The following is a 23,420-nucleotide window of genomic DNA, read 5'->3' on the forward strand; positions in this document are numbered from 1 at the left end:
GGAGGACAGGCGAACCGGGCGGACCTCCGCCACCCGGCGACGGGCACGCGACGACCTGGGCGGTGCACCGGCGCGACCTGTGCCGCATCGGTCACCGCTGTCGGTGCTCACCCGGAGATGTCGTCGTCACCTGCCACGATCCGCTCCCCTCCGCGAAGGCCTCCACCCTAGCCCACCACCCCGACGCCGACGACCGGTTACCCGGCGTGCCCGAGGACCCCGGGCCTCGTCGCCGGCCGGTGGTGTGCGCCGGGAGGTCCCCCGGCGCTCCGCGGGGGCCGACGGACGTGTCCCGCCGACCCCCGCGCCCGCCGACCGCTACCCGTGGGCCGGCCGGATGCCCGTGTGGAAGTTGTAGACCGCTCCGTTGCGGGTGAGAGTGAGGTTCCACTTCCCGCCGTTCTTGAGGACCACCGGGTTGGACGTCGGATACCGCTGGAGGAACCAGTCCTCCAGTTGCTGCCCCTCCACGGCGGTGAGCAGCCCGATCTCCCCCACCTCGGCCGCGTGGTGCGGCTCCGGGTTGCACCCGGCGTTGAACCGGTAACTGCTGTCCCGGTTCCACCGGCCGCAGCCGAGCATGGTGACCGTGACCGGGCCGGACTGCTGGAAGGCCAGCTGCGGGACCGGCGGGTCGGCGACGACCACGTCGGGTGGCGTCTCCAGGGAGGGGAAGGGCACCGCCACCGTCTCGATGACGGCCTGCGACGCCCAGTTGAAATCGACCTCGAACGGCATGACGATCCCCTGTCCGCAGTGCCCCGCCCGCCGGCCGGTCGCGGCGGCGCGTTGACGTGCCCATCATCGACCGGAACCGACCACCGGCAGCGCACACTGTCCGTGCCTGGACACTGGCGGTCAGCTGACAGCGCGGGCCGAACCCATACCGACGCTTGTCAATGTTGCCAAGCGTATCCAGACGTGTTGGAATAGCTCATATCGCCGCGGCACGGGGGCAACCGTGCCGACCACGGCCAGCACGGGAGCATCGCAGCGCCGGCAGCGTGCCGCCTCGTCGGCGCTCGCACGCCACGTCGCCGGGCCATCGCCACCAGACGGGCACCATGGCGGGCGGGACCGCCTTCCGCCATGCCGCGCCCTGGCACGTGTCTCCGCCGGCCGACGCGCTCCACCCCTGCCGGCGGGGCGTCCGATCCAGTCGGCCAGCGCACCAGAACCGGCGACGAGGTGAGAAGCGATCATGATTTCCCGAGAGAGCTCCGCGGGGTGGTACCGGCACCGCCTGGTGTGGGTGGCGGTGATCCTGCTGGCGGTGTCGGCCGGCACGGTCTTCCTGGCCAGGCGGGCCGACCCGGAGACGGAGCCGGCGGACCTGCAGGCCCAGATCGTGGCCCGGATGCGCACCACGCTCGAGCAGGCGGACCCGGGGCAGCACCAGCATGCCGGGCACACCGCCCAGCAGGGCGGCACCGAGGAGAAGCCGCCGGTGATCTGCGGGGTCCGGGTCTACGGTTACGAGCCCGAGGCGGCCACCGCGCTCGCCGACGTGTGGAAGGTCTACGGCTTCCACCTGTGCGGCATCGCCGAGCAGAAGCGCCCCTGGGACGTGGCGGTCAAGCTGGCCGGGCCGGTGATCATGGACATGTCCACCGATCCCCCGGGCATCCAGGTGGTCGAGGCGACCGAGGGGGTCCGGTTCGTCGACCGGCTGCGGGAGATGTTCCCGGCCAGGTACGCGACGCTGGCGCAGGAGGAGGCGCTGAGCGCCCCGGAGATGGCCGACCAGCGCCGCCGGTACGACGCCGCGGCCGGGTTCTGACCCCGCCGGCCGGGCCGGGTGGCACTCCCCGCCCGGCAGCCGGTCCGCACCGCGACGGCGCGGTGACCGCCGTCCTGCGTACGTGCCGCCCCACCAGCGATCCGGCGATCCCGGACAGGTCGCTGCACATCCGGCTAAATATTGATCAAGTTTGATATTTACTGCAATAGATGTAACAGTGGGTCCGGAAGCGTTCGCAGCCCGATGTTTCGTATCGAGGAATGGAGGATGAACAGTGCGCTCACACAGCTCCGACCAATCCGGTGGACGACCCCGGTCCACCGTCCGCCGGTCCCTCCAGGCGCTCGTCCTGATGTTCGCCATGGTGGTCGGCACGCTGCCCGCCATCGGGGCGGCCCAGGCCCACGGCACCGTCATCAACCCGGCGACCCGCGCCTACCAGTGCTGGAAGACCTGGGGCAGCCAGCACACCAACCCCGCCATGCAGCAGCAGGACCCGATGTGCTGGCAGGCATTCCAGGCCAACCCGGACACCATGTGGAACTGGATGAGCCAGCTGCGTGACGGCCTGGGCGGCCAGTACCAGCCCAGCACCCCGGACGGGCAGCTGTGCAGCAACGCCCTCTCCAGGAACAACTCGCTGAACCAGCCCGGGGCGTGGAAGGCGACCACCGTCAGCCGTAACCTGACAGTCCAGATGTACGACCAGGCCAGCCACGGCGCCGACTTCTTCCGGGTCTACGTCACCAAGCAGGGGTTCAACTCCGCCACCCAGCGACTCGGGTGGGGCAACCTCGACCTGATCACGACGACCGGGCGTTACGCACCGGCACAGAACATCTCGTTCAACGTCTCGATCCCGTCGTCGCGGAGCGGTAACCACATCCTGTTCTTCATCTGGAAGGCGTCCCACGCGGACCAGACCTACATGTGGTGCAGCGACATCAAGATCTGACCGGCACCCGGCACCACCTCCGGCCCAGGACCTCGCCGTCCTGGGCCGGAGCCGTTGCCTCCACGGGGTGAGTCGTGCCGGCGCCACCCGACGGCGGCAAGGTGGTTTCCTCAGCGGTCAGCCGGATCCGCCGTCAGCAACCGCCCGATCGCCGTCTTCCGCCGGTTCACCACTCCGGCGAAGTTGACCAGGAAGCCGAGGTAGACGACGGTCTCCGAGGCCCACATCGCCACCTCGGAGCCGCCGCCCGGACGGGGTTCGACGGTGATGGACATCGTGATGCCGCCATGAATTCCCCGCCGGCGCATGTTGATCGTCCCCGGACCGTCGGCGGTCGTCCACAGCACGGCCCGGGGACCGCCGAACGCGCCACGGACGATCTGTGCGGCCTCCGCAGGGGGGCAGGCGGACTCGACCGTGGTCGTCGCGACCGCCTTCCGGGTCTCGACGAACTGCCAGACGATGAAGCCGACCACACCGGCGACGAATGCGAAACAGAAGAAGCCTTCCACGGCAGCCACCCTTTCCGGGAAACGGAAGCGGCTCGGTCCACCGGACGACCGACTGACCGCTCCCCTGCCGGCCCCTGACGGACCGCCGCGTCCGGTGCGGGCCGACACGACGAGCCCGACCGCCCGGACGGCCGTGTCCGGTCCCCGGCGACGCCCGCGCGACCGCGGGTCGGTGCCTACCGTCCCCCGCGTCCCGGATCCGTCGGCCACCACCGGAAGCCCGACCCACCACAGGGGACGGACCGGCAACCGACGGGGAACACCCCGGTACGACTCAGGACGGGAAACCCGGGGGCCGGGGCCACTGCTCCGCCTCGGGATCGGGCCGGTAACCCGACCCCGGCCCGCCGGGCTGGGGATGACCGACGGGCGAGGGCGGACCCACAGGCGAAGGGTGGCCGACGGGCGAGGGCAGACCCACGGGCGAAGGCTGACCCACGGGCGAAGGCTGACCGGGCGGCAGCGGGCCGGCGGACGTCAGGGAGCCGAACGGCGGCAGCGGGCCGGCGGGCTGCGGCCCAGGGCCGGGGAGCGCCGGTACGGCCGCCCTGGACCGCCAGACCTGATCCCCGCCGACCAGGCCACGGAAGTCGAACTGACACTTCGGGCAGGTGCGCAGCGCGGTCTCGGCCCGGCGGTCACCGCACCGCTGGCAGTACGTCACCACCGTCTCGTCGGCGTCCATCCCCTGACAGCGGGGGCAGGCGAACGCCGGACCCCGGTCGTGGAGCTGCACCAGCCGACCGGCGAGCACATAGGGCGTGACCAGCCCGCTGATACCGCTGGCCAGGTCCCGGGTCCGCCGGGTGCGCTCCTGCCGGCGTTCCATCTCCGGGTTGGTCACCTTCTCCAACCGGCAGGTGGTGCAGGTGCGCAGGGTCCGCACCGGCAGCAGGCCGCGCAGCCGGGCCTGCTGGTGCAGGAAGGTCACCACCGGTACGTCCGCCGGCTCGACGGCGATCCGGTCGGTTCCGCCCGCCGCGAGGCGTTCCTCGACCCGGAACACCAGCGACTGCACCTGCCCGACCAGCTTCGCCGGCATCCCGCCCGGCCGGCTGACGATCAGCGTGCCGACCATCAACATGCCGTCGGCCAGTTCGGCGGGGATCTCGGCGACCGCGTCGGCCGTCTCGAAGGTGAAGACCGCGCCGCCGCCGGCACGGGTGACCACCGCCTGTCGTGGGGCCTGCCCGTCGCCGTCGAGCAGCCGTCCCGCGTGCCGGGAGAGCACCGCCTGTGCCCGGTTCGCCAGCCCGGCGGCGTGCTGCATCATCGCCACGTCACCGGAACCCGTCTGCCGCCACCACGGCGTGAACGAGGTCGCCGCCGCCGGGTCGAGCCGGGCGAGGATGGCGTCGAACGTGCTCAGCACGGACTCGAAGAGGCTGACGTACACCGAGGTCACGCCCCAGTTCCGGCCCAGCCTGCCCGGCCAGCGGTCGACCAGCAGCACGCCCACCCGTACCCCCGGGCCGTCGGCCTCCAGGGTGATCCGCAGCAGGACCGGCACCTGGGTCGGCGCGAGGGTGACGCCACCGAGCCGGGAGCCGCGCACCGCCTCCAGGAGGCTGAGCTGCTCGGTCCTCAGCGCGAAGGCAAGTTCGCGGACGCTGCGCAGCAGTTGCTGGCGGACCAGGCTCGGCGGGGCACCGAGCCGTCGTTCCACGCCGGCCGCCAGCCGGCCGGGTTCCAGTCCGGCCGCGACGGCCGGCGGCACGGCACCGGGTCCACCGGCGTCAGCCCAGCTCATTCCGCGACGTCGTAGGAGGTGCTGGTGTCGAAGCTGGACGCGGCGGCATCGTAACCCCCGACGTCGTAGGAGGCCCCGGCGTCGTAGGTACCCGCGTCGTAGGAAGCCGGGTCGTAGGAAGCCGGGTCGTAGGACGTGCCGGCCTCGGAGGACGGGCCGGTCAGGGTGGGGTCGCTGCCGCCGGTGGCCCAGTCGACCTCGGCGGCGGCGGTCTCCAGGTGGTCGACCGCGGCGTCGGAGTAGTCGGCCGAGACGGTGTAGTTGTCCCCGGCGATGTCGGCATGGTCGGCCGCCCGCGCCATGGCGCTCTCGGCGATCTCGACGTTGCCGGCCGCAGCGTTCTCCACGGCGTAGTCGGCCCAGTCCTGGGCGGAGTCGGCCCAGTCGTCGCCGCTGTCGGCGTGCCAGTTCGACCAGTCCTGGTCGCCGGTGGCCCCGCTGATCTCACTCTCCACGATGGATGCCGCCGGTTCCGGCAGGGCCGCCACCGCCTCGGTCAGGGTGGTGTCCCCGATCGGCGTGTCAGCGGCCAGGAAATCGCCCCAGTCCGAGTCGGCACTCATGCTCTGATTCCCCAGATTCTGATGGACGTCGCGGTCAGTGGTCGTCGTCCGGAAGCTCCGGCCGGACGACGAGCACTGTGCCACGACCACGCCCGGGGCCGCGCGGCCCCGACAGCGGAAGCCGGAAGGATCCGCCGAGGTCACGGCCGGTTCCGGTGGCGGGTGGGCGCTGGTGTCAACATACCGACAGATCCCGGCCGACGTCGCCCGTCGGATCACCGGACCCGGGCGCTCCCGGGTCGCCGGCCGTTGCGGACACGTCCGGGAACGGCCGGCCGGGTCAGCCCTTCACCGCGCCCGCGGTGAGCCCCTCGGTCAGGTAGCGCTGGCCGAAGGCGTACATGATCACCACGGGGATGCTGACGAGCAGCGACGCGGCGGCGAGCTGCCCCTGCGGCACGACGTCCCCGGTGATCATCGACTGCATGCCCACCGGGAGGGTCTTGTACTCGTCCTTGGTGATGAACACGAAGGCGAAGAGGAACTCGTTCCAGGCGTTGGTCAGGGTGAACAACGCGACCGCCAGCAGGCCGGGCTTGGCCAGCGGCAGCACCACCCGGCGGAACGCCTGCAGGCGGGTACAGCCGTCGACCAGCGCGGCCTCCTCCAACTCGACGGGGATCGACGCGAAGTACCCCGCCAGCAACCAGGTCGCGAACGGCAGCGTGAAGGTCGGATACGTCACGACCAGCGACCACAACGAGTCGGTGAGCCGCATCCCGATGAGCAGTTGGTACAGCGGGATGAACAGCAGCGCGCCCGGCATCACGTAGGTGACCAGGACCGTGACGGTGAAGCCCTGCGCCCCGCGGAACCGCAGCCGGGCCAGGGCGTACCCGGCCAGGGCGGCGCAGACCAGCGCCACCGCGGTGGACGCCACGGACACCAGCACCGTGTTGAGGTACCAGCGGCCGAACGGCTTGGTGGCGAAGAGGTCGGTGAACTGCTGGGTGGTCCACGGCGTCGGCCACAGGTCCCGGTCGTGCAGGACGATCTGACCGTCGGACTTGAAGGCGGTGACGAGGATCCAGTACAGCGGGGCCAGGACGAAGACGAGCAGCCCGGCCAGGGCGACCCAGGACGCCAACCCCGACACCAGTGACGATGCCCGGCGACGCCCCCAGGTCCCGAGGGCCGAGACAAGCCGGCCTACCGCTGCCGCGACCAGCAGGAATACCCCGAGGACCAGTGCCGCCTTCCAGAAGATGTGCGGTGACGCCCAGGCCAGCAGGGCGGCGGTCGCCACCGCGACGGCCCACGGCAGTGCGGTACGGACCGGGCGGGTGGTACGGGGCGAGCGGGCCGGTCGGAACGTGCGGGCACGTCGGGGCGGGGCCACGCCCGAGTCCCGGCGCAACAGCCGGACCAGCAGGAACACCAGCACGCCGATGACCGGCAGCATGACCAGGGTGACCGCCGCTCCCGCGCCGTACTGGAGTTGCAGGATCGCCTTCGAGTAGGCGACCAGCACGTACGGTGCCGTCGCGTCGCCCGGGCCGCCCTGGGTCAGCAGCCAGATGAGGTCGAAGTTGTTGAACGTCCAGATCGACGACAGGGTCACCGTCACGGTGATCACGTGGCGCAGTCCGGGCAGGGTCACGTGCAGGAACCGTCGCCACGGTGAGGCCCCGTCGACGGTCGCCGCCTCGTACAGCTCGGTGGGGATGGCCTTCAACCCGGCGAGGAAGGCGACGGTGAAGAACGGCACCCCCTTCCACACGTTGACGCCGATCACCGACGGCATGGCCAGGGACGCCTCGGACAGCCAGCCCGCGGGCCAACTGTCGACCAGGTGCGCGCTGACCAGCAGCGGCCCGATCCCCGACTCGGTGAGCAGCATGTTGACACTGCCGAAGATCGGGTCGAGCAGCGAGCGCCAACTGAACGCGGTGACCACCGTCGGGACCACCCACGGCAGCAGGAGCAGTCCGGCCAGCACGGCCCGTCCCCGGCGTCGGTGGTGCAGCAGCAGGGCCGCGGACAGCCCCAGCACCACCTTGAACACCTCGGCGTACGCGGTGAAGACGAACGAGTTCACCACGCCCGTGTGGAACTGCTCGTCGTCGGTCAGGGCCAGGTAGTTGTCCAGGCCGACGAAGACGCTGTCCTGACCGTGGCGTTCCGTCGTGCTGGTCACCACGGACCAGGCGATCGGCAGCAGCACGAGGACACCGACCAGCACCGCCGTGGGGGCCAGGAACGTCGCCGCCAGCCGCCAGTCGCGGCCCAGGCGTCGCCCCGGCGCGGTACGGGGGCCGGCCTTCGGCCGTGGGGATGCTCCTGACGCCGGGGTGGGCGCCGGGCGGACCGAGGTCACTGCGGCAGCCCCTGCTGGGTGAAGATCTGCACCATCCTGGTGTGCGCGGCCTGCACCGCCTGCGCGGGCGAGGTGCCCTGGATGACCTGCTGCATCATGTCGGTGAGGACGTAGGCGCCGACGGCGGCCTGCTGCCCCGCGCTGGCCTTCTGCGGGAAGTTCAGACCGTTCTTCGTCGACAGCGGCAGTTTCTGCTGGGTGATCGTGCGCATGATGGGGAACGCCGGGTCACCGCTGGTGAAGAACGGGTCGGCGTCCCAGACCTTCTCCCAGGCCGGCAGAGCCAGCCCCGGCGCCTCCTTCGCCACGCCGACGAGCGCGGGCGCGGTGACCAGGTACTGCGTCAGGAGCTTGGCCAGTGCCGCGTTCTTGGCGCCCTTGAAGATGACGAAGCCCTGGGACTGGCCGAGCAGCAGGGACGTGTCGGTGGCGGGGCCGGTGCAGTCGGCGAAGACGTGGGTGTTGTCGTAGACCGGGTTTTTCTTGGTCTTGGAGTCCGCGTAGACGCTGAACTGGTTGCGGGTGTAGCCGAGGATGCCGGCGAGCCAGTTCTCGTTGTTGCTGGAGTCGGTCCAGGCGGCCACCCCCGGCGGCAGCATCGGCTTGTAGCGGGGGTTGGTGTAGATGTCGGCGAGGAAGGTCACCGCCTGCACCGTCTCGGGCGAGTTGAAGGTGACCTTCCGGCCGTCGTTGGAGGCGATCGCCCCGCCATAGGAGTTGATCAGTGCCTCGATCATGCCGTTGGCGTCCCCGGACCGGTTCACCGTCATGCCCCAGCCGTACCGTCGCTTGCCGGGGTCGGAGATCGCCAGGCAGAGGTCCCGCAACTCCTCCCAGGTGTAGACCTCCCTGGGGGTGATGCCCTTGTCGCGCATCCAGTCCTTGCGCAGGAACGATCCGATGCCGATGAAGTGGTAGGGGATGGCGAACCACCTGCCGTCGAAGACGCAGAAGTTCTTGGACTCGGCCGTGGGCTCGCCGTACTTCGCCGTCAGCGCCTGGACGACGTCCGTCACGTCCTCCAGGTCGCCGAGCGCCTGGAACTGGGCGACGAACCGCGAGTCGGTCATGAACGCGAGGTCACGCGCCACGCCACCCTGGACCTCGGCGTGGATCTTGGCGACCACGTCCCCCGCGTCGGCCTGGACCAGGCTGTTGCCGATCTTCGTACCGGTGGTGTCGGCGAACTTCCTGATCGAGCTGTCGAGTGCCGCGTTCGCCGCCTCCGAGTAGAGCTTCTGCGACAGCATCCCCATCGAGGAGCCCTTCAACGCCGCCGCGGCGTCGACGAGTTCCTGCGGGACCTCGGCCTGCGCCTTCGGCGTCGACGGCGAGGTGTCTCCGCACGCGGCCAGGCCGGCCGCGCCGAGCAGTCCCACCCCCATCCCCAGAAAGCCGCGCCGGGACCGCACCGCACCGTCCTGCATGGACATCCGTCTCCTCCGTCTCGCCTCACCGCGACCCGCCGGGGAGACCAGGGACATTCCGTCCCGCCCGGTGGACGTCCGCGAGGTGGCGTCCGAGGACGATCCTCTGGCCGAATGTCCTCAGCCACCGCTGGCACGTCGTCATCGAAATCGGAAAGCTGTCCCGCCGCCGGCAGGACCTCCCCGGCCTGCCCCGCGATACCCGTGCCCCGAGCGGCGGAATGTCGGCCGGGACGGCGCTGCGATCACCCTACACATTTCGGAAAGTCGCGACCAGACCTCCCGGGAACCGGAAAACAATTCATCATGATCAATAGGATTGACGGGTGGGCGGTCCACCATCCCGCATCAAGCCATCGATCATGGTCAGAGCACTTTCGCACCCGACCGGACTTCGCCGGAGCCCCGCCGGCCCGCCGCCCGACGGCCCCGCCCGACCCGCCCGGCGGCCCCGCCCAACCCGCCCGGCGGCCCCCGCCCGGCGGCCCGCCCGACCCGCCGGGCGGGGACGTCGGGGTGCGGTCGCGGCGTCCGGTCGACGAACAGCAGCCGCCCCGGCGGCCGGGCACGCCAGCGGCCGGGCGTGCCGGCACGGACCGCGAGGTCAGCCCACGTCAATGCGTTCGCGGTGACCCATATGGTGGCTTCGGTATGGTCGGCGGCCATACCTCCCGATGGCGTCGCCACCGCAGTTGGAGTTGTCACATCCCGGCGACGGTCTGCGGTCGCACCTTTACTATTCCGGCATGACGGTGCCGTCAGAGACGCTTCGCCTCGCCGCCGACTTCCCGGCCGCCACCTCCGAACAGTGGCGGCGGGCGGCGCTCGCCGTGCTGCGCAAGACCGGTGCCGCCGACGCCGACACCGGCCCCGAGGCGGTCCGGGAACTGCTGAGCAGCCACGGCCACGACGGCATCGACACCGCCGCGCTCTACACCGGTGAGGACGCCCCGCCGGTCCCCGCGCCACCGGGGCTGTTCCCGTACACCCGGGGCGGGAGGGCGACCGGCGCGGTGGCCGACGGCTGGGACGTCCGGCAGCGCCACGCCGACCCGGACCCGAAGCTCACCGCCGAGGCGATCCGGGTCGACCTGGAGAACGGGGTCACCTCGCTGTGGCTGGTGCTGGGCGACGGCGGCCTGCCGGTCACCGGCCTGGCGACCGCGCTCCAGGACGTCTACCTCGACCTGGCCGGCGTGGTCCTGGATGCCGGGGACGCCGCCGTCGAGGCGGTGCCGACGTGGTTCGCGCTGCTCGCCGAGCGTGGGGTGCCGTCCGCCGAGGTCACGGGAAACCTGGGCGTCGACCCGCTGGGCTGGCGGGCGCGCACCGGGCAACGGTGGAGCGGCCCGGCCGACGAGTGGGCCCGCCGCTGCGTGGCCGACTTCCCCCGGCTGCGGACGATGACGGTCGACGCGACGGCGTACCACGACGCGGGCGGCTCCGACGCCCAGGAACTCGGCTGCGCGCTGGCCACCGGGGTCGCGTACCTGCGCCGGCTGACCGCCGCCGGGCTGGACGTCGACGCCGCGTTCGGCCAGCTGGAGTTCCGCTACGCGGCCACCGCCGACCAGTTCGCCACCATCGTCAAGCTGCGCGCGGCCCGTCGACTGTGGGCGCGGGTCGCCCAGGTCTGCGGGGTGCCGCCGCTGGGCGCACAGCGGCAGCACGCGGTGACCTCCTCGGCGATGATGACCGCCCGCGACCCGTGGGTGAACATGCTGCGCACCACGCTGGCCTGTTTCGCCGCCGGGGTCGGCGGCGCGGAGGCGGTGACCGTGCAGCCGTTCGACCTGCACCTGGGCCTGCCGGACGGTTTCGCCCGGCGGATCGCCCGCAACACCCAGTCGCTCCTGCTCGACGAGGCGAACGTCGGTCGGGTGGTCGACCCCGCCGGCGGCTCGTGGTACGTCGAGCGGCAGACCGAGGAGGTCGCCCGGGCGGCCTGGGCCTGGTTCACCGACATCGAGCGGGCCGGCGGGATGGACGCCGCGCTGGACAGTGGGCTCGTCGCCGACCGGCTCGCCGCGACCTGGCAGCGACGGGCCGACGCGCTGGCCCACCGCCGCGAGCCGCTCACCGGCGTCAGCGAATTCCCCCACCTGGACGAACAGCTGCCGACCCGTCCGGCGGCACCGCCCGCGCCGGACGGCGGCCTGCCCCGGCACCGCTACGCCGAGGCGTACGAGAAGGTGCGGGACCGGGTCGACGCGCACACGGCGACCACCGGCGTACGACCCGCGGTGTTCCTGGCCACGCTGGGCCGCCCGGCGGTACACAGCGCCCGCGCCGCCTTCGCCGCCAACCTGTTCGCGGCCGGCGGTGTGGCCAGCGTCCACCCACCGGCCGGCGACGACGACCCGGCCCGGTTGGCGGCGGCCTTCACCGCCAGCGGCGCCCGGGTCGCCTGCCTGTGCTCCTCCGACCGGGTCTACGCCGAGTCGGCTCAGCCGGTGGCCCAGGCCCTGGCCGAGGCGGGCGCGACCCGGGTGTGGCTGGCCGGCGCACCGGCCGACCACCCGGCGGTGGACGACTATCTCTTCGCGGGCTGCGACGCCGTACGGGTGTTGGAGACGATCCTGCGTGACCTGGGGGTGGCGTGATGCCCGCTGCGATTCCCGACTTCACCGGCGTCGACCTCGGGGCCGCACCCACCGGCGGGGGGCCGGGCGACTGGCGCGCGGCCGTACGCGCCGAGACCGGCGGCGACCCCGGGGCGTTGACCTGGCAGACCCCGGAGGGCATCGCCGTCGCCCCGCTGTACACCGCCGACGACCGGGCCGGGCTGGACTTCCTCGACACGTACCCCGGCATCGCGCCCTACCTGCGGGGTCCGTACCCGACCATGTACGCCACCCAGCCGTGGACGATCCGCCAGTACGCGGGCTTCTCCACCGCCGAGGAGTCCAACGCCTTCTACCGGCGCAACCTCGCCGCCGGGCAGAAGGGCCTGTCGGTCGCCTTCGACCTGCCGACGCACCGCGGCTACGACTCCGACCACCCGCGCGTCGCCGGCGACGTGGGAATGGCCGGGGTGGCGATCGACTCGATCTACGACATGCGGCAGCTCTTCGACGGCATCCCGCTGGACCGGATGAGCGTTTCGATGACCATGAACGGCGCGGTGCTGCCGGTGCTGGCGCTCTACATCGTCGCCGCCGAGGAGCAGGGGGTGACGCCGGAGCAGCTGTCCGGGACCATCCAGAACGACATCCTCAAGGAGTTCATGGTCCGCAACACCTACATCTATCCGCCGCAGCCGTCGATGCGGATCATCTCCGACATCTTCGCCTACACGTCCGCGCGGATGCCCCGCTACAACTCCATCTCCATCTCCGGCTACCACATCCAGGAGGCCGGGGCGACCGCCGACCTGGAGCTGGCGTACACCCTCGCCGACGGGGTGGAGTACCTGCGCGCCGGCCGGGACGCCGGGCTGGACATCGACGCGTTCGCCCCCCGCCTGTCGTTCTTCTGGGCCGTCGGCATGAACTTCTTCATGGAGGTCGCGAAGCTCCGGGCGGCCCGGCTGCTCTGGGCGCGGTTGGTGCGCGAGTTCAACCCGGGCAACCCGAAGTCGCTGAGCCTGCGGGCGCACTGCCAGACCTCCGGCTGGTCACTGACCGCCCAGGACGTGTTCAACAACGTCGTCCGTACCTGCGTGGAGGCGATGGCCGCCACCCAGGGGCACACCCAGTCGCTGCACACCAACGCCCTCGACGAGGCGCTGGCACTGCCCACCGACTTCTCCGCCCGGATCGCCCGCAACACGCAGCTGGTCCTGCAACACGAGTCCGGCACCACCCGGGTCATCGACCCGTGGGGCGGCAGCGCCTACGTGGAGCGGCTCACCCACGACCTGGCGGCCCGCGCCTGGCAGCACATCACCGAGGTCGAGGCGGCCGGCGGGATGGCCCGCGCCATCGACGAGGGCATCCCCAAGCTGCGGGTGGAGGAGGCCGCCGCGCGTACCCAGGCACGGATCGACTCCGGCCGGCAGCCGGTGATCGGTGTCAACAAGTACCGGCCGGACGCCGACGAGCCGATCGAGGTGCTGAAGGTCGACAACCGGGCCGTCCGCGCGCAGCAGGTCGAGAAGCTGCGCCGGCTGCGGGCCGAGCGTGACGACGAGGCCTGCGCCGCCGCGCTGGACGCGCTGACCCGGGCGGCCGGTGCCGCGCTGGACGGCACCCGGGAGGCGGGGCTCGGCGGCAACCTGCTCACCCTGGCGGTCGACGCGGCGCGGGCGAAGGCCACCGTCGGGGAGATCTCCGACGCGATCGAGAAGGTGTACGGGCGGCACTCGGCGCAGATCCGTACCATCTCCGGGGTGTATCGCACCGAGGCGGCCGGGGCGTCGGCCATCGAGACGGTCCGGGTCGCCACCGCCGCCTTCGCCACCGCCGAGGGCCGCCAGCCCCGCATCCTGGTCGCCAAGATGGGCCAGGACGGACACGACCGGGGACAGAAGGTGATCGCCACCGCGTTCGCCGACCTCGGCTTCGACGTCGACGTGGGTCCGCTGTTCCAGACCCCGGCCGAGGTCGCCCGGCAGGCCGTCGAGGCCGACGTGCACATCGTCGGGGTGTCCAGCCTGGCCGCCGGGCACCTCACCCTGGTGCCGGCGCTGCGGGACGAGCTGGCCGCGCTGGGCCGCGACGACATCATGATCATCGTGGGCGGTGTGATTCCGCCACAGGACTTCGACGCGCTGCGCGACGCGGGAGCGGCCGCGATCTTCCCGCCGGGCACCGTCATCGCCGACGCCGCCACCGATCTGCTGCGCCGGTTGTCCCGGCAGCTCGGCCACCCGGACGCGTGAGCGGCGCCACGATGTCGATTCCCGCCGTCGAGGCGTACGTCGAGGGGGTACGCGCGGGGGCGGTCTCCTGGGTCGCACGGGCGATCACCCTGGTCGAGTCCACCCGGCCCGACCACCGGGTGGCCGCCCAGCGGCTGCTGGTGGCGCTCACCCCGCACGCGGGCGGTGCCCGCCGGATCGGGATCACCGGCGTGCCCGGGGTCGGCAAGTCCACCTTCATCGACGCCCTGGGCAGCCGGCTGACCGGCGCGGGCAGCCGGGTGGCGGTGCTCGCGGTCGACCCGTCGTCCACCCGTACCGGCGGCAGCATCCTCGGCGACAAGACCCGGATGGCGCGGCTCGCCACCGACCCGGCCGCCTACATCCGGCCGTCGCCGAGCGCCGGCACCCTCGGTGGGGTCGCCACGGCGACCCGGGAGGCGATGGTGGTGGTCGAGGCCGCCGGCTACGACGTGGTCCTGGTGGAGACCGTCGGTGTCGGCCAGTCCGAGACCACCGTGGCGGACATGGTCGACTCGTTCCTGCTGCTCACCCTCGCCCGCACCGGCGACCAGCTCCAGGGGATCAAGAAGGGGGTGCTGGAACTCGCCGACGTCATCGCCGTCAACAAGGCCGACGGACCGCACGCCCTCGACGCCAGCCGCGCCGCCCGGGAACTGGCCGGGGCGCTGCGCCTGCTGCACCCGACCGACGCCGGTTGGCAACCACCCGTCGTCACCTGCAGCGCGCTGCAGGAGACCGGCCTCGACGACGTGTGGGGTCAGCTCACCCGGCACCACGACAGCATGGCCGCCTCCGGCGAACTCGCCGAGCGACGTCGCCGCCAGCAGATCGGGTGGGTCTGGGCGATGGTCCGGGCCGAGCTGCTGGACCGGCTCCGCAGCCATCCCCGGGTACGGGCGCTCACCCCGGACGTGGAACGGCAGGTCGTCAACGGCACCCTCACCCCGGCCCTCGCCGCGCAACGGTTGCTGGCCGGATTCAGCGAGCCGGTGGGCGGTCCCGGCACCCCGGACACCCCACCGGCGTCGAGCTGACCGGGCGGGCGGCCGGACCGCGGTGGTCCCCCGCCGGGACCGTCAGCCGGGGGCGGTGTCAGCCCGCCAGGCCCGGGAGTCGGGACGTCCGGAGAGGACGGCGGCGAGGATCTCCGCCCCGTCGACCACCCGGGGACCGGGCCGGTTGAAGTACGCGGGACCGTCGACCACCCACACCTGGCCGTCGCGCACCGCGGGCAGGTCCGCCCAGCCGGGTTGCGCCGCCGCCACGGACAGCTCCCCGACGGTGCGCTCGGGGGTGAACCCGCACGGACCGAACACCACCACCTCGGGTGCCAGCTCCGCCACCACCGACCACCGCTGCGGGGTGCTGTGCGCGCCCGGCCCGAGCAGCAGCGACCGCCCACCGGCATGGCCGATCTGCTCCGGCACCCAGTGCCCGCCGGGCATCAGCGGGTCCAGCCACTCCACGAACAACACGGTCGGGCCGCCGGCCCCCGGACCGGGCAGCGCCGCCAGGCGACGTTCGGCGTCCGCGCGGATCTCCGCGGCCCGGTCGGTGGTGCCGGTCAACGCGGCCACGGCGTCGACCGTGTCCAGGATCCCGCCGATGGTCCTCGCCTCCAGGGAAACCACCCTGGTGTCCAGGTCGATCATCCGGACCGCGTCGTTGACCCGCGCGTAGGAGACCGCGCACACCGCGCACAGGTCCTGGGTCAGGATCAGGTCCGGCGCGAGATCCGCCAGCACCGCGACGTCGAGCTGGTACAACGAGGATCCCCGGTGCGCGTCACCGGCGACCGCCGCCGAGATCTCCCGGCTCGTCGACGCCTCCGACAGCGCGGTCGCGGTCACCTCGGGGACACCCGCGAGGTCGCCGGGCGGCCAGTCGCACTCGTGCGTACGGCCCACCAGGTCCCCGCCGAGGCCGAGCATGACCACGATGTCGGTGGCGGCCGGCAGTAACGAGACGATACGCACCCTGAGTGCCTACCAGCCGCCACTCCTGGCGTCCACTCCCGGCGACGGCGGCGTGCCCCGAACACCCATCTCAGTTAAGGACGGCGGCCGCCAAGGCCACGACGCCGACCACCAGGGCACGGATGGACCAGGTGATCCGGGTGAATTTGCGGTACGCGACCATGTTCGCAGCCCAGATCTGCCCGGCGATCGCCCGCTCGACAGCAGCCTCGTCGGCCGCCGCCACCACCCAGGCATCGACGAAGGCCTCCTGGTCGTCGCCGTATCGGCGTGCGACGTGATCGTAGTAGTGCAGCGACCACGCGGGTGCCCCCTCCCGCCGCGGCGCGAGTGTATAGAGCGCCAGCAACGCGCTGAGCACGATGCAGACGCTGGCGACGAGCAGGATACCGGTGGCCCAGGGGCCGTGCGCCGACGGCAGCTGCCCGGTCAGTACCCCGGCGGCGGCCAGGACGGCCGCCGCCTTCACATCGGCGAAGCGGATCATCTCGTTCGCCTGTTGCAGCGAGGCCCGTCCCAGTTCCCTCATGAGTCCTCCAGCCGTTCCGCCAGGTCGGGTCGGTCATACGAGGAGAAGATCTGCCCCAGTTGCTCGATCAGGTATCGGCGTTCGCCGTCCTCGAGCCGCCCGAGAAAGTCCCCGATCAGCTTGGCGATCACCAGGGACCGGGACTCACCGACATTCCCGAACTTCTCGGCGATCTCCTCGAACCTGATGGTGAGTAGCTCTTCCGGCCGGTCGGGGTGGTGATAGAGCCAATAGCTGCGAGCCACGTCGGGACGGGAGTAGACGCTCTCCCGCAGGTAGCGGATCCGCTCCAGCTCGGCCTGCTGCTTGACGCGTTCGAGGGCGGTCTGGCGGTCGATGTCCAGGATGGCTTCCGCGGCGAGGCGGGCTTGCGGGCCAGCTACCAGTTGGACGCGGGCACCGTAGGGATTCCGGCTGTTGATCTCGTTCTCGGCATTGCCGGCCTGGGTGACGCAGTATTGGGCGGTCACCTGGTCAGCCCACTCCGTGACCCGTTGTCGCGTAGTCCAGATCGCGGTCTCGTCGTTCCCCTTCCACCAGAGCTCGAAGGTCGCGTCGAATGCGATATGAGCGTGACAGCTGCGCAGCTCGGCGGGAAAGGCGACCGGCTGCATGGGGTCCTCGGGTCTCGCCCAGCGGCGCGACAGCCGGTCGAGCCAGCCTTCAATCATGCGGCGACCAGCGGATTCGCTCGATGGAGCCGCTCGTTGAGCCGGTCACGCAGGTCCCGGGCGGCCGGCGCCTGAGCATCCCGGGCGAGTGGCTGCCAGTCGTACAGTAGATGCGACATGCGGGCGAGGCGGCTGCTGGCACCCTGGCCGGTCCCGCCGGCGCGGACCATCAGGTGGGTGATCAAGTCTTCGTACCCGGATTGTTCGGCCGCCGCGTCCAGCCAGTGGAACAGCGCCTTGCGGAACTCGCCCCGCGGCCCTTCACCGGTGAACAGGAGTGAGAAGGCGGACACCAGTCCGGTCTGCCGTTCCGCGTCGTCGGCCACCTCGGCGAGGAGGAACCCGGCCTGGTCCGAGGTTGCGGAGATCGCCGCCAAGGCGCGCAGCCCCACGTCGTGCCACTGATCCTGCCTGGCCGCCCAGTCGACGACCCGACGCAGCGTCGCCTGCCGGTGCAGTGGCCGGTCCCAGAGAGACCGCACCGCCTCCACCACCCCGTCGGTGACGACGTCGACTTCCCGCCCGGCCAGGTTGTTCAACCGGGTCAGCACCGCCTGCGGGTATCCGTCTGCCAGCGGGCCGCCGCAGACCGCGGCGACCGCACAGAGCAGCGTCGGGTTCGTCGCCTGGACGGCCCACTGGTTGAGTCGACCGCGCATCGCCGCTCCGGCCTCGGGGCTCATCGCCACCGCGGTCACCAGGTCGACGACCAGCGATCGCAGGGTCTGATACCCCCACCACCGTTCGATCAGCGTGCGCACCTCGGGCGCGTCGGCCCCAGGCAGCGTCAGCGTCACGGCGAGCATGGCCGAGGCCACCTGTCCGGCAACGCGGACGTTCGGGGATCCTCTGTGGCGGATCGGCAGGTCGGACGCCCAGCTCCAGAGCCGGGTACGGAAGGCCTTGGACTGGTCGCCGTGCACGTAGCGCAGGATCGCGACGTCATAGGACGGCAGGGTAAAGAAGATCCGGTGCTCGTCGTCGATCCGGGCGTTGACGTTCCTGGCAAGCTGGCGGATTCCGGGGGCACCGATGCCGCCGCGCACATCCGCTGGTTCCTTGAGCGTCTCGGCGAGCCTCTCCATGGCATGCAGGACGTTGGTAGCCTGCCCTCCCTGCAGGAAGGCCAAGGCGACGAGAAAGAGCCGGGTCCGCGGATCGCTGTTCACCTCGAACCAGGAGACCAGCTCGTCGTCCCAGTTCTGGTAGGACTGGACCGCCTTGTGGACGATCTCGGCCAACGGCTCCTGAGGATCGTTCGCGGCGGCCCGGATGCGGTGGGAGAGCCTTGCGACCTGGGCCGGCGTGGCGTTCTCCAGCATCGCCGGCAGCGGCGGTGTGTTGAGGAGGGTGTGCACGTCCAGCCGGGCGCGCTGGTCCTCCAAGAGCCGGCCCAGCAGCTCCTCAGACCCGGGAGCGGTGACCGTGAGGACGGTGTAGCCCGCAACGTCCTCGGGCCTTTCGAGGCTCCTCTGGTCGATCAAGACGACGAGGTATGAATCTCGCTTCTCCACGGCCTCGCGATAGGCGATGAGCAGCTCCCGCAACCGTCCGTTCCGGCTTCCGGGCGGCACCGTGAGCAGGTAGGCCGATCGACCGTAGGACGACCACGGCACCTCATCGACGGGCAACAGCCGCTGCGCGTCGTCGTCGATCGGAATCTCCCGTCGAGGCGAGGGAGCGCCGCCGAGCAGCCCGACCGCGGCGGTCCGCCGGCCCGTGCCAGGGTCGGCAACCAGCAGCACATGCCGCCGCTCCTGCAGGAGCCCGGCCGCCGCCTCCCGGGACAACCGACCCGGGTCGTAGAAGCGCTCCACGAAGGTCGCAATGGTCTCCTGCACGAAGGTGTCGGAGAGTTCCCGGGCGGCCCGGTATCGCCCGAGCCAGTTGTGTACGTTCTGCACCATGTCACGGCCGACGCGCGAGGCGACCTGGCCACTGTTCTCCTCGACGGTGGGGCCGTCGTCGATGTTGTCGGCATAGGACTCATCGATGTCCGGCTCCACGGCTCCGATCGCATCGGTCGTCATCGCTCACCACCCCGGTGCTGCGTCATGCTCTCGACCGTGGTGGCGACCTGACCGTTGTTCCGCTTCACCCGCGGCCCGGAGATCCGAGGTCGGACGGACCCCCCGGCAATGGGCGACGACGGCGGGGCCGGTGCCGGTGGCGCTGCCGGCAACACACCGAGCAGATTCCCGGAGACCTCCGGGAGATAGAGCCATGCCTGCCGGTTGAACGGCTTGCCGTCGACCGTCGCCGTAACCGGGAGGCAGTGGTCGGGGTGCATTCCGGCATACCCGGCGGCGACAACGTCCTCGAAAACGCGGTCGGAGAAGATGCAGGCCACGAAACTCACGCGCGGGCTGGCCGCCGCGAGCACGGCCCTCACCGGCGCGGAATCGAGCAGCCGATGGGTGTCGTTGCGCGGGTCACCGTTGCCGGTCCAATGGGGATTCTCCGGATCGGCCGGCAACGGCCCGACGTGCAGGCTGACGCGTAGCTGAAGGTGCGCCCGTGCCTGGCGGTTGTGCTCGGCCAGGCGGTCCTGGAGCAGGCGCGGGAAGGGGTCCACCAGGTAGGGCAGGACACTCGTGGGGAGCCCGACGGCGAAGCCGTCTCCGGTCGGGCCGAGGAACGCGGGGCGTTCCCACTCGGCCCGCAGCCCGGCACCGTCCAGGGCGTCGCCCACAAGATCGAGCAGGCTCTTGCTGATTGCCTCATGGGTGCTGCCCGGCTCGGCGGTGAACCCCCTGGCGTCCACTGCCAGGATCGCCCGGTACGGCGGCAGATCGATCGAACGTGTGAACGGGATGTGTTCCACGGGGATCCTCTCTCGATGACGGGACCCCCTCAGCGTCAACCCGGAACCGGCGGCTCTCTGCCCAATTCTGTGCGCAGATCATGTGACCGGCCGCTCAGCGCCACCGGGTCCACGACGGTGAGCTCACGCCGTCCGGTGGCGACTATGCCGGCCTCGCGCAGAGCTGTCAGCTCGGCGACGACCGCATTGCGCGAGGCACCGACCAGCTCGGCGAGCTCTGCCTGGGACAGCCGGATCGTGGGCCGCCCGTCGGCACGCTGGCTCTCCAGGTAGAGCTGCATCAGTGCCCGGACCAGCCGCTCCCGCACGGGCAATACGGCCAGCGCCGTGCGCTGGGCGTCCGAGGTTCGCAGCCGGCCCACCGTGTAGGTGGCGAAACCCGTGGCGAACACCGGCCTGGTCAAAAAGCGCCGGAACTGCGGGCCGGTCAGCAGCCGGGTGAGGGTGGTGGTGAGGGCGGTGACCGTGGCCGAGCGCGGGTGCAGGTCGACCGCCGCCAAGTCACCGACCACGTCGCCGGCGGCCCGCAGCGTCAGGATCGCCCGGCTGCCGTCACTCTCCGAGCGCACGATCTTGACGCAGCCAGCCAGGACGACATGCACGTGCTGGGTGGTGTCACCCTGACGCAGGAGCACGTCGCGGGGTGCGAAGCGGACGGGGATTCCGGTTTCCTGCACCCGACGCCATTCGTCCTGCGGGAGATGAGCGACGAGTCCGGATCCACCCCCGTCACGCATCTACACAATGTACCGCCGAAACCACCACAGAGTCTGCGGCACCGGCTGGCCGAATGTCGGCCCGGCTGGCCGCGCCGGTCAGCTCGACGACGGCGTGTCCCCGGCAGCCGTGCAGGCCGGCGGGAGGTGGAACCAGCGCAGCGCCTCAACGCCGGCCGGCAGGCCGGTGTCGCCCTCGTCGACGTGGTCCGGGCGACCGGCCAGGATCTCCCGGGCCTCCTCCAGGTAGCCGGCCAGGGCGTCCTCGCCGGCCCACCGCCGCCGCAGTGCCGGCTGGTCGTCGCCGGTCAGCAGCGGGACCAGGTCGGCCAGGCGCGGCGACCACGCCGTACCCCGGTGGTGGCGCCACCGGCCGCTGCGGGCGTCGAAGCGGTAGTCCGGCAGCAGCCGGTGCCCCTGGCGGGCGATCAGGTCGACCGCGTCGATCAGGTAGTCGGCGACCCGGTCGGAGATGAAGTAGCCGAAGGTGATCCGGGTCCACCCGGGCTTGATCCCCTCGCAGCCCTGGACGATCTCCTCCCGGAACGCGCGGGAGCGTTCCTCGCCGATCCCCAGCAGGCGGTGCCCGTACGGGCCCGCGCAGGAGCACCCGGCGCGGGCCTGGATGCCGAACAGGTCGTCGAGCAGCGTGACGACGAAGTTGTGGTGCAGGTGGCGGGCACCGTGGCGGATCTGCACCGACACGATGGGCAGCCGCCGTGCCCGCAGGTCGCCCAGGACCACGATCCCCGGGTTGGCCGACCAGCCGCGCAGCACCCGCGACCACAGCCGTTCCTCGCGGTCCCGGATGACGTCGGTGCCGACGGACTCCTTGAGGGCGAACACCAGGCCCGCCCGGATCGACTCGACGATCGCCGGGGTGCCGCCCTCCTCCCGGGCGACCGGATCGTCGAGATAGCGGTGCCCGGCAGGGTCGACGAACGTCACGGTCCCGCCGCCGGGGACCGTCGGCACCCGGTTGCGCACCAGGTCCCGGCGCACCACCAGCACGCCGGGGGTCTGCGGCCCGCCGACGAACTTGTGCGGGGACAGGAAGACCGCGTCCTTGCCGTCCGCGGCTCCCGGCGCCGACGCACCCATCCGGATCGGCAGGTACGGTCCGGCGGCGGCGTAGTCCCAGCACGACAGCGCCCCGTGGGCGTGCAGCAGCGCCGTGACCGCGTCGGTGTCGGTGAGGATCCCGGTGACGTTGGAGGCGGCGGAGAAGCTGCCCACGCGCAGCGGACGGTCCGCATACCGGGCCAGGCGCGCGGCCAGCTCGGCGCGGTCGATGTGCCCGTCGGCGTCCGCGCCGATGACGACCACGTCGGCGTACGTCTCCCGCCACGGCAGTTCGTTGGAGTGGTGTTCGTAGGGACCGACGAACACCACCGGGCGCTGCGCCGCCGGGATGCCGTCCAGCAGGCCGTGGCGGCGGGTCGGCCCGTCGGGCAGCCGCAGTTCGAGGATGCCGACCAGCTTGTCGACCGCCGCCGTGGCCCCGGAGCCGCAGAAGATCACCGCGTGGTCGTCGGTGCCGCCGACGGCGTCGAGGATGGTCCGCCGGGCGTCCTCGCGCAGCCGTCCCGTCGCCCGGCCGGTGGCGGAGCTCTCGGTGTGGGTGTTGGCGTAGCGGGGCAACACCCACTGCCGGACGGTGTCCTCCACGAAGTCCAGCGCCCGACCTGAGGCGGTGTAGTCGGCGTAGGTGATCCGGCGGGGGCCGTACGGGCCGTCCAGCACCTCACCCTCGCCGATGATGCCGTCACGGATCCGGGCCAGCAGCAGGTCCACCCTGGACGTACCCACCATTGCCATGTCGCGTTCCCTCCCCCGGGGCGATGGCGACGGGGCGGGTCGACGACGCGTCGGTGTCCCGATCGCTGTCCACAGTGTGCCCGACCGGCGGGCGACGCCGCTCACGGCGTGGTCGGCTCAGCCGCCCTCACCGCAGTCCTGTGCCTCCGACGTGCCCGCCCGGTCCTCGCCCAGCGTGTCGGAGGCGACGTCCGGCACCCCGTTGCCGCGGGTGGGGTACGGCGGCGCGGTGCCGGCTGGCCGGAGCCCCCACTCGGAGATCACCCACCGGTCGAGGCTGTCGGTGAAGCGCAGTTCCCAGCTCGGATCGGAGAAGCTCGCCCGGACGGCGCTGGCCGCCTCCCCGTCCAGGTCCCGGCCGATGCGGTACCGCGCCACCGTGCACGGGGGGATGTCCTCCAGGAAGAACAGCACCGGCGCTCCGCTGTCGCCCAGCAGCCAGCGGTGCCGCTCGGGCAGGAAGAACTCCAGCCCTCGCAGCGGTGCGGTGGACCGGTTCTGCACCATGATCCGATAGTCGTCATCCTCACGGTAGTGGTTGGTCGTCCACCAGGCGACGCGGGACGCGTAGCGCTTCTGCTGGCGGTCCTGGGCGGCGACGTTGAGCTCCCACTGGTTCCGGTTGATCCGCTGCTGGTCCTTGAGGGTGTCCAGCGAGATGAGGAGCGCCCCACCGGCGAACAGGACGGCGATGACGGCGGCGGCGGCCTGCACCCGGTCGGTGAGGCTGGTGCCGGCCGGCGGTGCCGGGGTGCGGGATCGTTGCGCGGCGAGCCGCAGACGTCGGGGAACCACC

Annotated in this window: 19 protein-coding genes; 5 read left to right on the top strand and 14 right to left on the bottom strand. The window is 71.7% G+C overall.

Going from position 1 to position 23,420, the window contains the following annotated elements:
- Positions 1–318: 318 nt before the first annotated feature.
- Positions 319–738, bottom strand: a complete 420-nt coding sequence (locus tag O7612_RS18950; RefSeq protein WP_282266096.1) for a hypothetical protein — start codon at positions 736–738, stop codon at positions 319–321.
- Positions 739–1,201: 463 nt separating this feature from the next.
- On the opposite strand from O7612_RS18950, the gene O7612_RS18955 reads away from it, so the two are divergent.
- Together O7612_RS18955 and O7612_RS18960 are read left to right on the top strand one after the other, a co-directional pair.
- On the top strand, positions 1,202–1,780 hold the full coding sequence (locus tag O7612_RS18955) for a hypothetical protein (RefSeq protein WP_282266098.1): 579 nt from the start codon (positions 1,202–1,204) through the stop codon (positions 1,778–1,780).
- A 235-nt stretch (positions 1,781–2,015) separates the two neighbouring features.
- Positions 2,016–2,696 (top strand): lytic polysaccharide monooxygenase, encoded by a 681-nt coding sequence (locus tag O7612_RS18960; protein ID WP_282266100.1) that lies wholly within the window; start codon positions 2,016–2,018, stop codon positions 2,694–2,696.
- Positions 2,697–2,806: 110 nt separating this feature from the next.
- Here the strand turns inward: O7612_RS18960 and O7612_RS18965 are convergent, their stop codons facing one another.
- The 5 genes from O7612_RS18965 to O7612_RS18985 all read right to left on the bottom strand — a co-directional run bounded on the left by O7612_RS18965 (position 2,807) and on the right by O7612_RS18985 (position 9,271).
- Entirely contained in the window at positions 2,807–3,208 is a 402-nt protein-coding gene (locus O7612_RS18965; protein WP_282266102.1) for a hypothetical protein, read from the bottom strand.
- A 274-nt stretch (positions 3,209–3,482) separates the two neighbouring features.
- Positions 3,483–4,958 carry a hypothetical protein gene (locus O7612_RS18970; RefSeq protein WP_282266104.1) on the bottom strand — a complete coding sequence of 492 codons (1,476 nt, stop codon included), beginning with the start codon at positions 4,956–4,958 and terminating at the stop codon, positions 3,483–3,485.
- Positions 4,955–5,521 carry a hypothetical protein gene (locus O7612_RS18975; RefSeq protein WP_282266106.1) on the bottom strand — a complete coding sequence of 189 codons (567 nt, stop codon included), beginning with the start codon at positions 5,519–5,521 and terminating at the stop codon, positions 4,955–4,957. Before O7612_RS18975 ends, O7612_RS18970 begins: the two co-directional genes overlap by 4 nt.
- Positions 5,522–5,801: 280 nt before the next feature.
- Entirely contained in the window at positions 5,802–7,838 is a 2,037-nt protein-coding gene (locus O7612_RS18980) for an ABC transporter permease subunit (protein WP_282266108.1), read from the bottom strand.
- Positions 7,835–9,271: an extracellular solute-binding protein gene (locus O7612_RS18985; protein WP_282266109.1), complete on the bottom strand. Its 1,437-nt coding sequence runs from the start codon at positions 9,269–9,271 to the stop codon at positions 7,835–7,837. Before O7612_RS18985 ends, O7612_RS18980 begins: the two co-directional genes overlap by 4 nt.
- Positions 9,272–10,011: 740 nt before the next feature.
- On the opposite strand from O7612_RS18985, the gene O7612_RS18990 reads away from it, so the two are divergent.
- From O7612_RS18990 to meaB, 3 genes are read left to right on the top strand one after another with little or no spacing between them, the layout of a single operon-like run.
- Positions 10,012–11,868, top strand: a complete 1,857-nt coding sequence (locus O7612_RS18990; RefSeq protein WP_282266110.1) for a methylmalonyl-CoA mutase subunit beta — start codon at positions 10,012–10,014, stop codon at positions 11,866–11,868.
- Complete coding sequence (scpA, locus tag O7612_RS18995) at positions 11,868–14,087, top strand: methylmalonyl-CoA mutase (RefSeq protein ID WP_282266111.1); 2,220 nt, start codon at positions 11,868–11,870, stop codon at positions 14,085–14,087. Before O7612_RS18990 ends, scpA begins: the two co-directional genes overlap by 1 nt.
- An 11-nt stretch (positions 14,088–14,098) precedes the next feature.
- Positions 14,099–15,124: a methylmalonyl Co-A mutase-associated GTPase MeaB gene (gene meaB, locus O7612_RS19000; RefSeq protein WP_282266113.1), complete on the top strand. Its 1,026-nt coding sequence runs from the start codon at positions 14,099–14,101 to the stop codon at positions 15,122–15,124.
- Positions 15,125–15,166: 42 nt separating this feature from the next.
- Here meaB and O7612_RS19005 read toward each other — a convergent pair whose 3' ends face one another.
- From O7612_RS19005 to O7612_RS19040, 8 genes are all read right to left on the bottom strand, one after another.
- The gene (locus O7612_RS19005; protein ID WP_282266117.1) at positions 15,167–16,066 is read right to left on the bottom strand and encodes an ABC transporter substrate-binding protein; all 900 of its coding nucleotides are present in this window, start codon (positions 16,064–16,066) and stop codon (positions 15,167–15,169) included.
- 70 nt (positions 16,067–16,136) lie between these two features.
- Complete coding sequence (locus O7612_RS19010; protein ID WP_282266120.1) at positions 16,137–16,595, bottom strand: Pycsar system effector family protein; 459 nt, start codon at positions 16,593–16,595, stop codon at positions 16,137–16,139.
- Entirely contained in the window at positions 16,592–17,266 is a 675-nt protein-coding gene (locus tag O7612_RS19015; protein WP_282266121.1) for a hypothetical protein, read from the bottom strand. The genes O7612_RS19010 and O7612_RS19015 overlap by 4 nt, the downstream gene beginning before the upstream one ends.
- Positions 17,263–19,296, bottom strand: a complete 2,034-nt coding sequence (locus O7612_RS19020; RefSeq protein ID WP_282266123.1) for a hypothetical protein — start codon at positions 19,294–19,296, stop codon at positions 17,263–17,265. Before O7612_RS19020 ends, O7612_RS19015 begins: the two co-directional genes overlap by 4 nt.
- The gene (locus O7612_RS19025; protein WP_282266125.1) at positions 19,293–20,090 is read right to left on the bottom strand and encodes a hypothetical protein; all 798 of its coding nucleotides are present in this window, start codon (positions 20,088–20,090) and stop codon (positions 19,293–19,295) included. The genes O7612_RS19020 and O7612_RS19025 overlap by 4 nt, the downstream gene beginning before the upstream one ends.
- A gap of 35 nt (positions 20,091–20,125) precedes the next feature.
- On the bottom strand, positions 20,126–20,827 hold the full coding sequence (locus tag O7612_RS19030; RefSeq protein ID WP_282266127.1) for a Crp/Fnr family transcriptional regulator: 702 nt from the start codon (positions 20,825–20,827) through the stop codon (positions 20,126–20,128).
- Positions 20,828–20,905: 78 nt separating this feature from the next.
- Positions 20,906–22,624, bottom strand: coding sequence for an aminotransferase class V-fold PLP-dependent enzyme (locus O7612_RS19035; RefSeq protein ID WP_282266129.1), 1,719 nt, complete (start codon positions 22,622–22,624; stop codon positions 20,906–20,908).
- A gap of 117 nt (positions 22,625–22,741) precedes the next feature.
- Complete coding sequence (locus O7612_RS19040) at positions 22,742–23,419, bottom strand: hypothetical protein (RefSeq protein ID WP_282266131.1); 678 nt, start codon at positions 23,417–23,419, stop codon at positions 22,742–22,744.
- Position 23,420 lies beyond the last annotated feature (1 nt).

Source organism: Micromonospora sp. WMMD987, assembly GCF_029581435.1.
Classification (GTDB): domain Bacteria; phylum Actinomycetota; class Actinomycetes; order Mycobacteriales; family Micromonosporaceae; genus Micromonospora; species Micromonospora rifamycinica.

Bases quoted from the DNA above. Each gene is read 5' to 3' on its own strand.
- O7612_RS18950 (WP_282266096.1), bottom strand. From the start codon at position 738: ATGCCGTTCGAGGTCGATTTCAACTGGGCGTCGCAGGCCGTCATCGAG.
- O7612_RS18955 (WP_282266098.1), top strand. From the start codon at position 1,202: ATGATTTCCCGAGAGAGCTCCGCGGGGTGGTACCGGCACCGCCTGGTG.
- O7612_RS18970 (WP_282266104.1), bottom strand. From the start codon at position 4,958: ATGAGCTGGGCTGACGCCGGTGGACCCGGTGCCGTGCCGCCGGCCGTC.
- O7612_RS18975 (WP_282266106.1), bottom strand. From the start codon at position 5,521: ATGAGTGCCGACTCGGACTGGGGCGATTTCCTGGCCGCTGACACGCCG.
- O7612_RS18985 (WP_282266109.1), bottom strand. From the start codon at position 9,271: ATGTCCATGCAGGACGGTGCGGTGCGGTCCCGGCGCGGCTTTCTGGGG.
- O7612_RS18990 (WP_282266110.1), top strand. From the start codon at position 10,012: ATGACGGTGCCGTCAGAGACGCTTCGCCTCGCCGCCGACTTCCCGGCC.
- scpA (WP_282266111.1), top strand. From the start codon at position 11,868: ATGCCCGCTGCGATTCCCGACTTCACCGGCGTCGACCTCGGGGCCGCA.
- meaB (WP_282266113.1), top strand. From the start codon at position 14,099: ATGTCGATTCCCGCCGTCGAGGCGTACGTCGAGGGGGTACGCGCGGGG.
- O7612_RS19010 (WP_282266120.1), bottom strand. From the start codon at position 16,595: ATGAGGGAACTGGGACGGGCCTCGCTGCAACAGGCGAACGAGATGATC.
- O7612_RS19015 (WP_282266121.1), bottom strand. From the start codon at position 17,266: ATGATTGAAGGCTGGCTCGACCGGCTGTCGCGCCGCTGGGCGAGACCC.
- O7612_RS19020 (WP_282266123.1), bottom strand. From the start codon at position 19,296: ATGACGACCGATGCGATCGGAGCCGTGGAGCCGGACATCGATGAGTCC.
- O7612_RS19030 (WP_282266127.1), bottom strand. From the start codon at position 20,827: ATGCGTGACGGGGGTGGATCCGGACTCGTCGCTCATCTCCCGCAGGAC.
- O7612_RS19035 (WP_282266129.1), bottom strand. From the start codon at position 22,624: ATGGCAATGGTGGGTACGTCCAGGGTGGACCTGCTGCTGGCCCGGATC.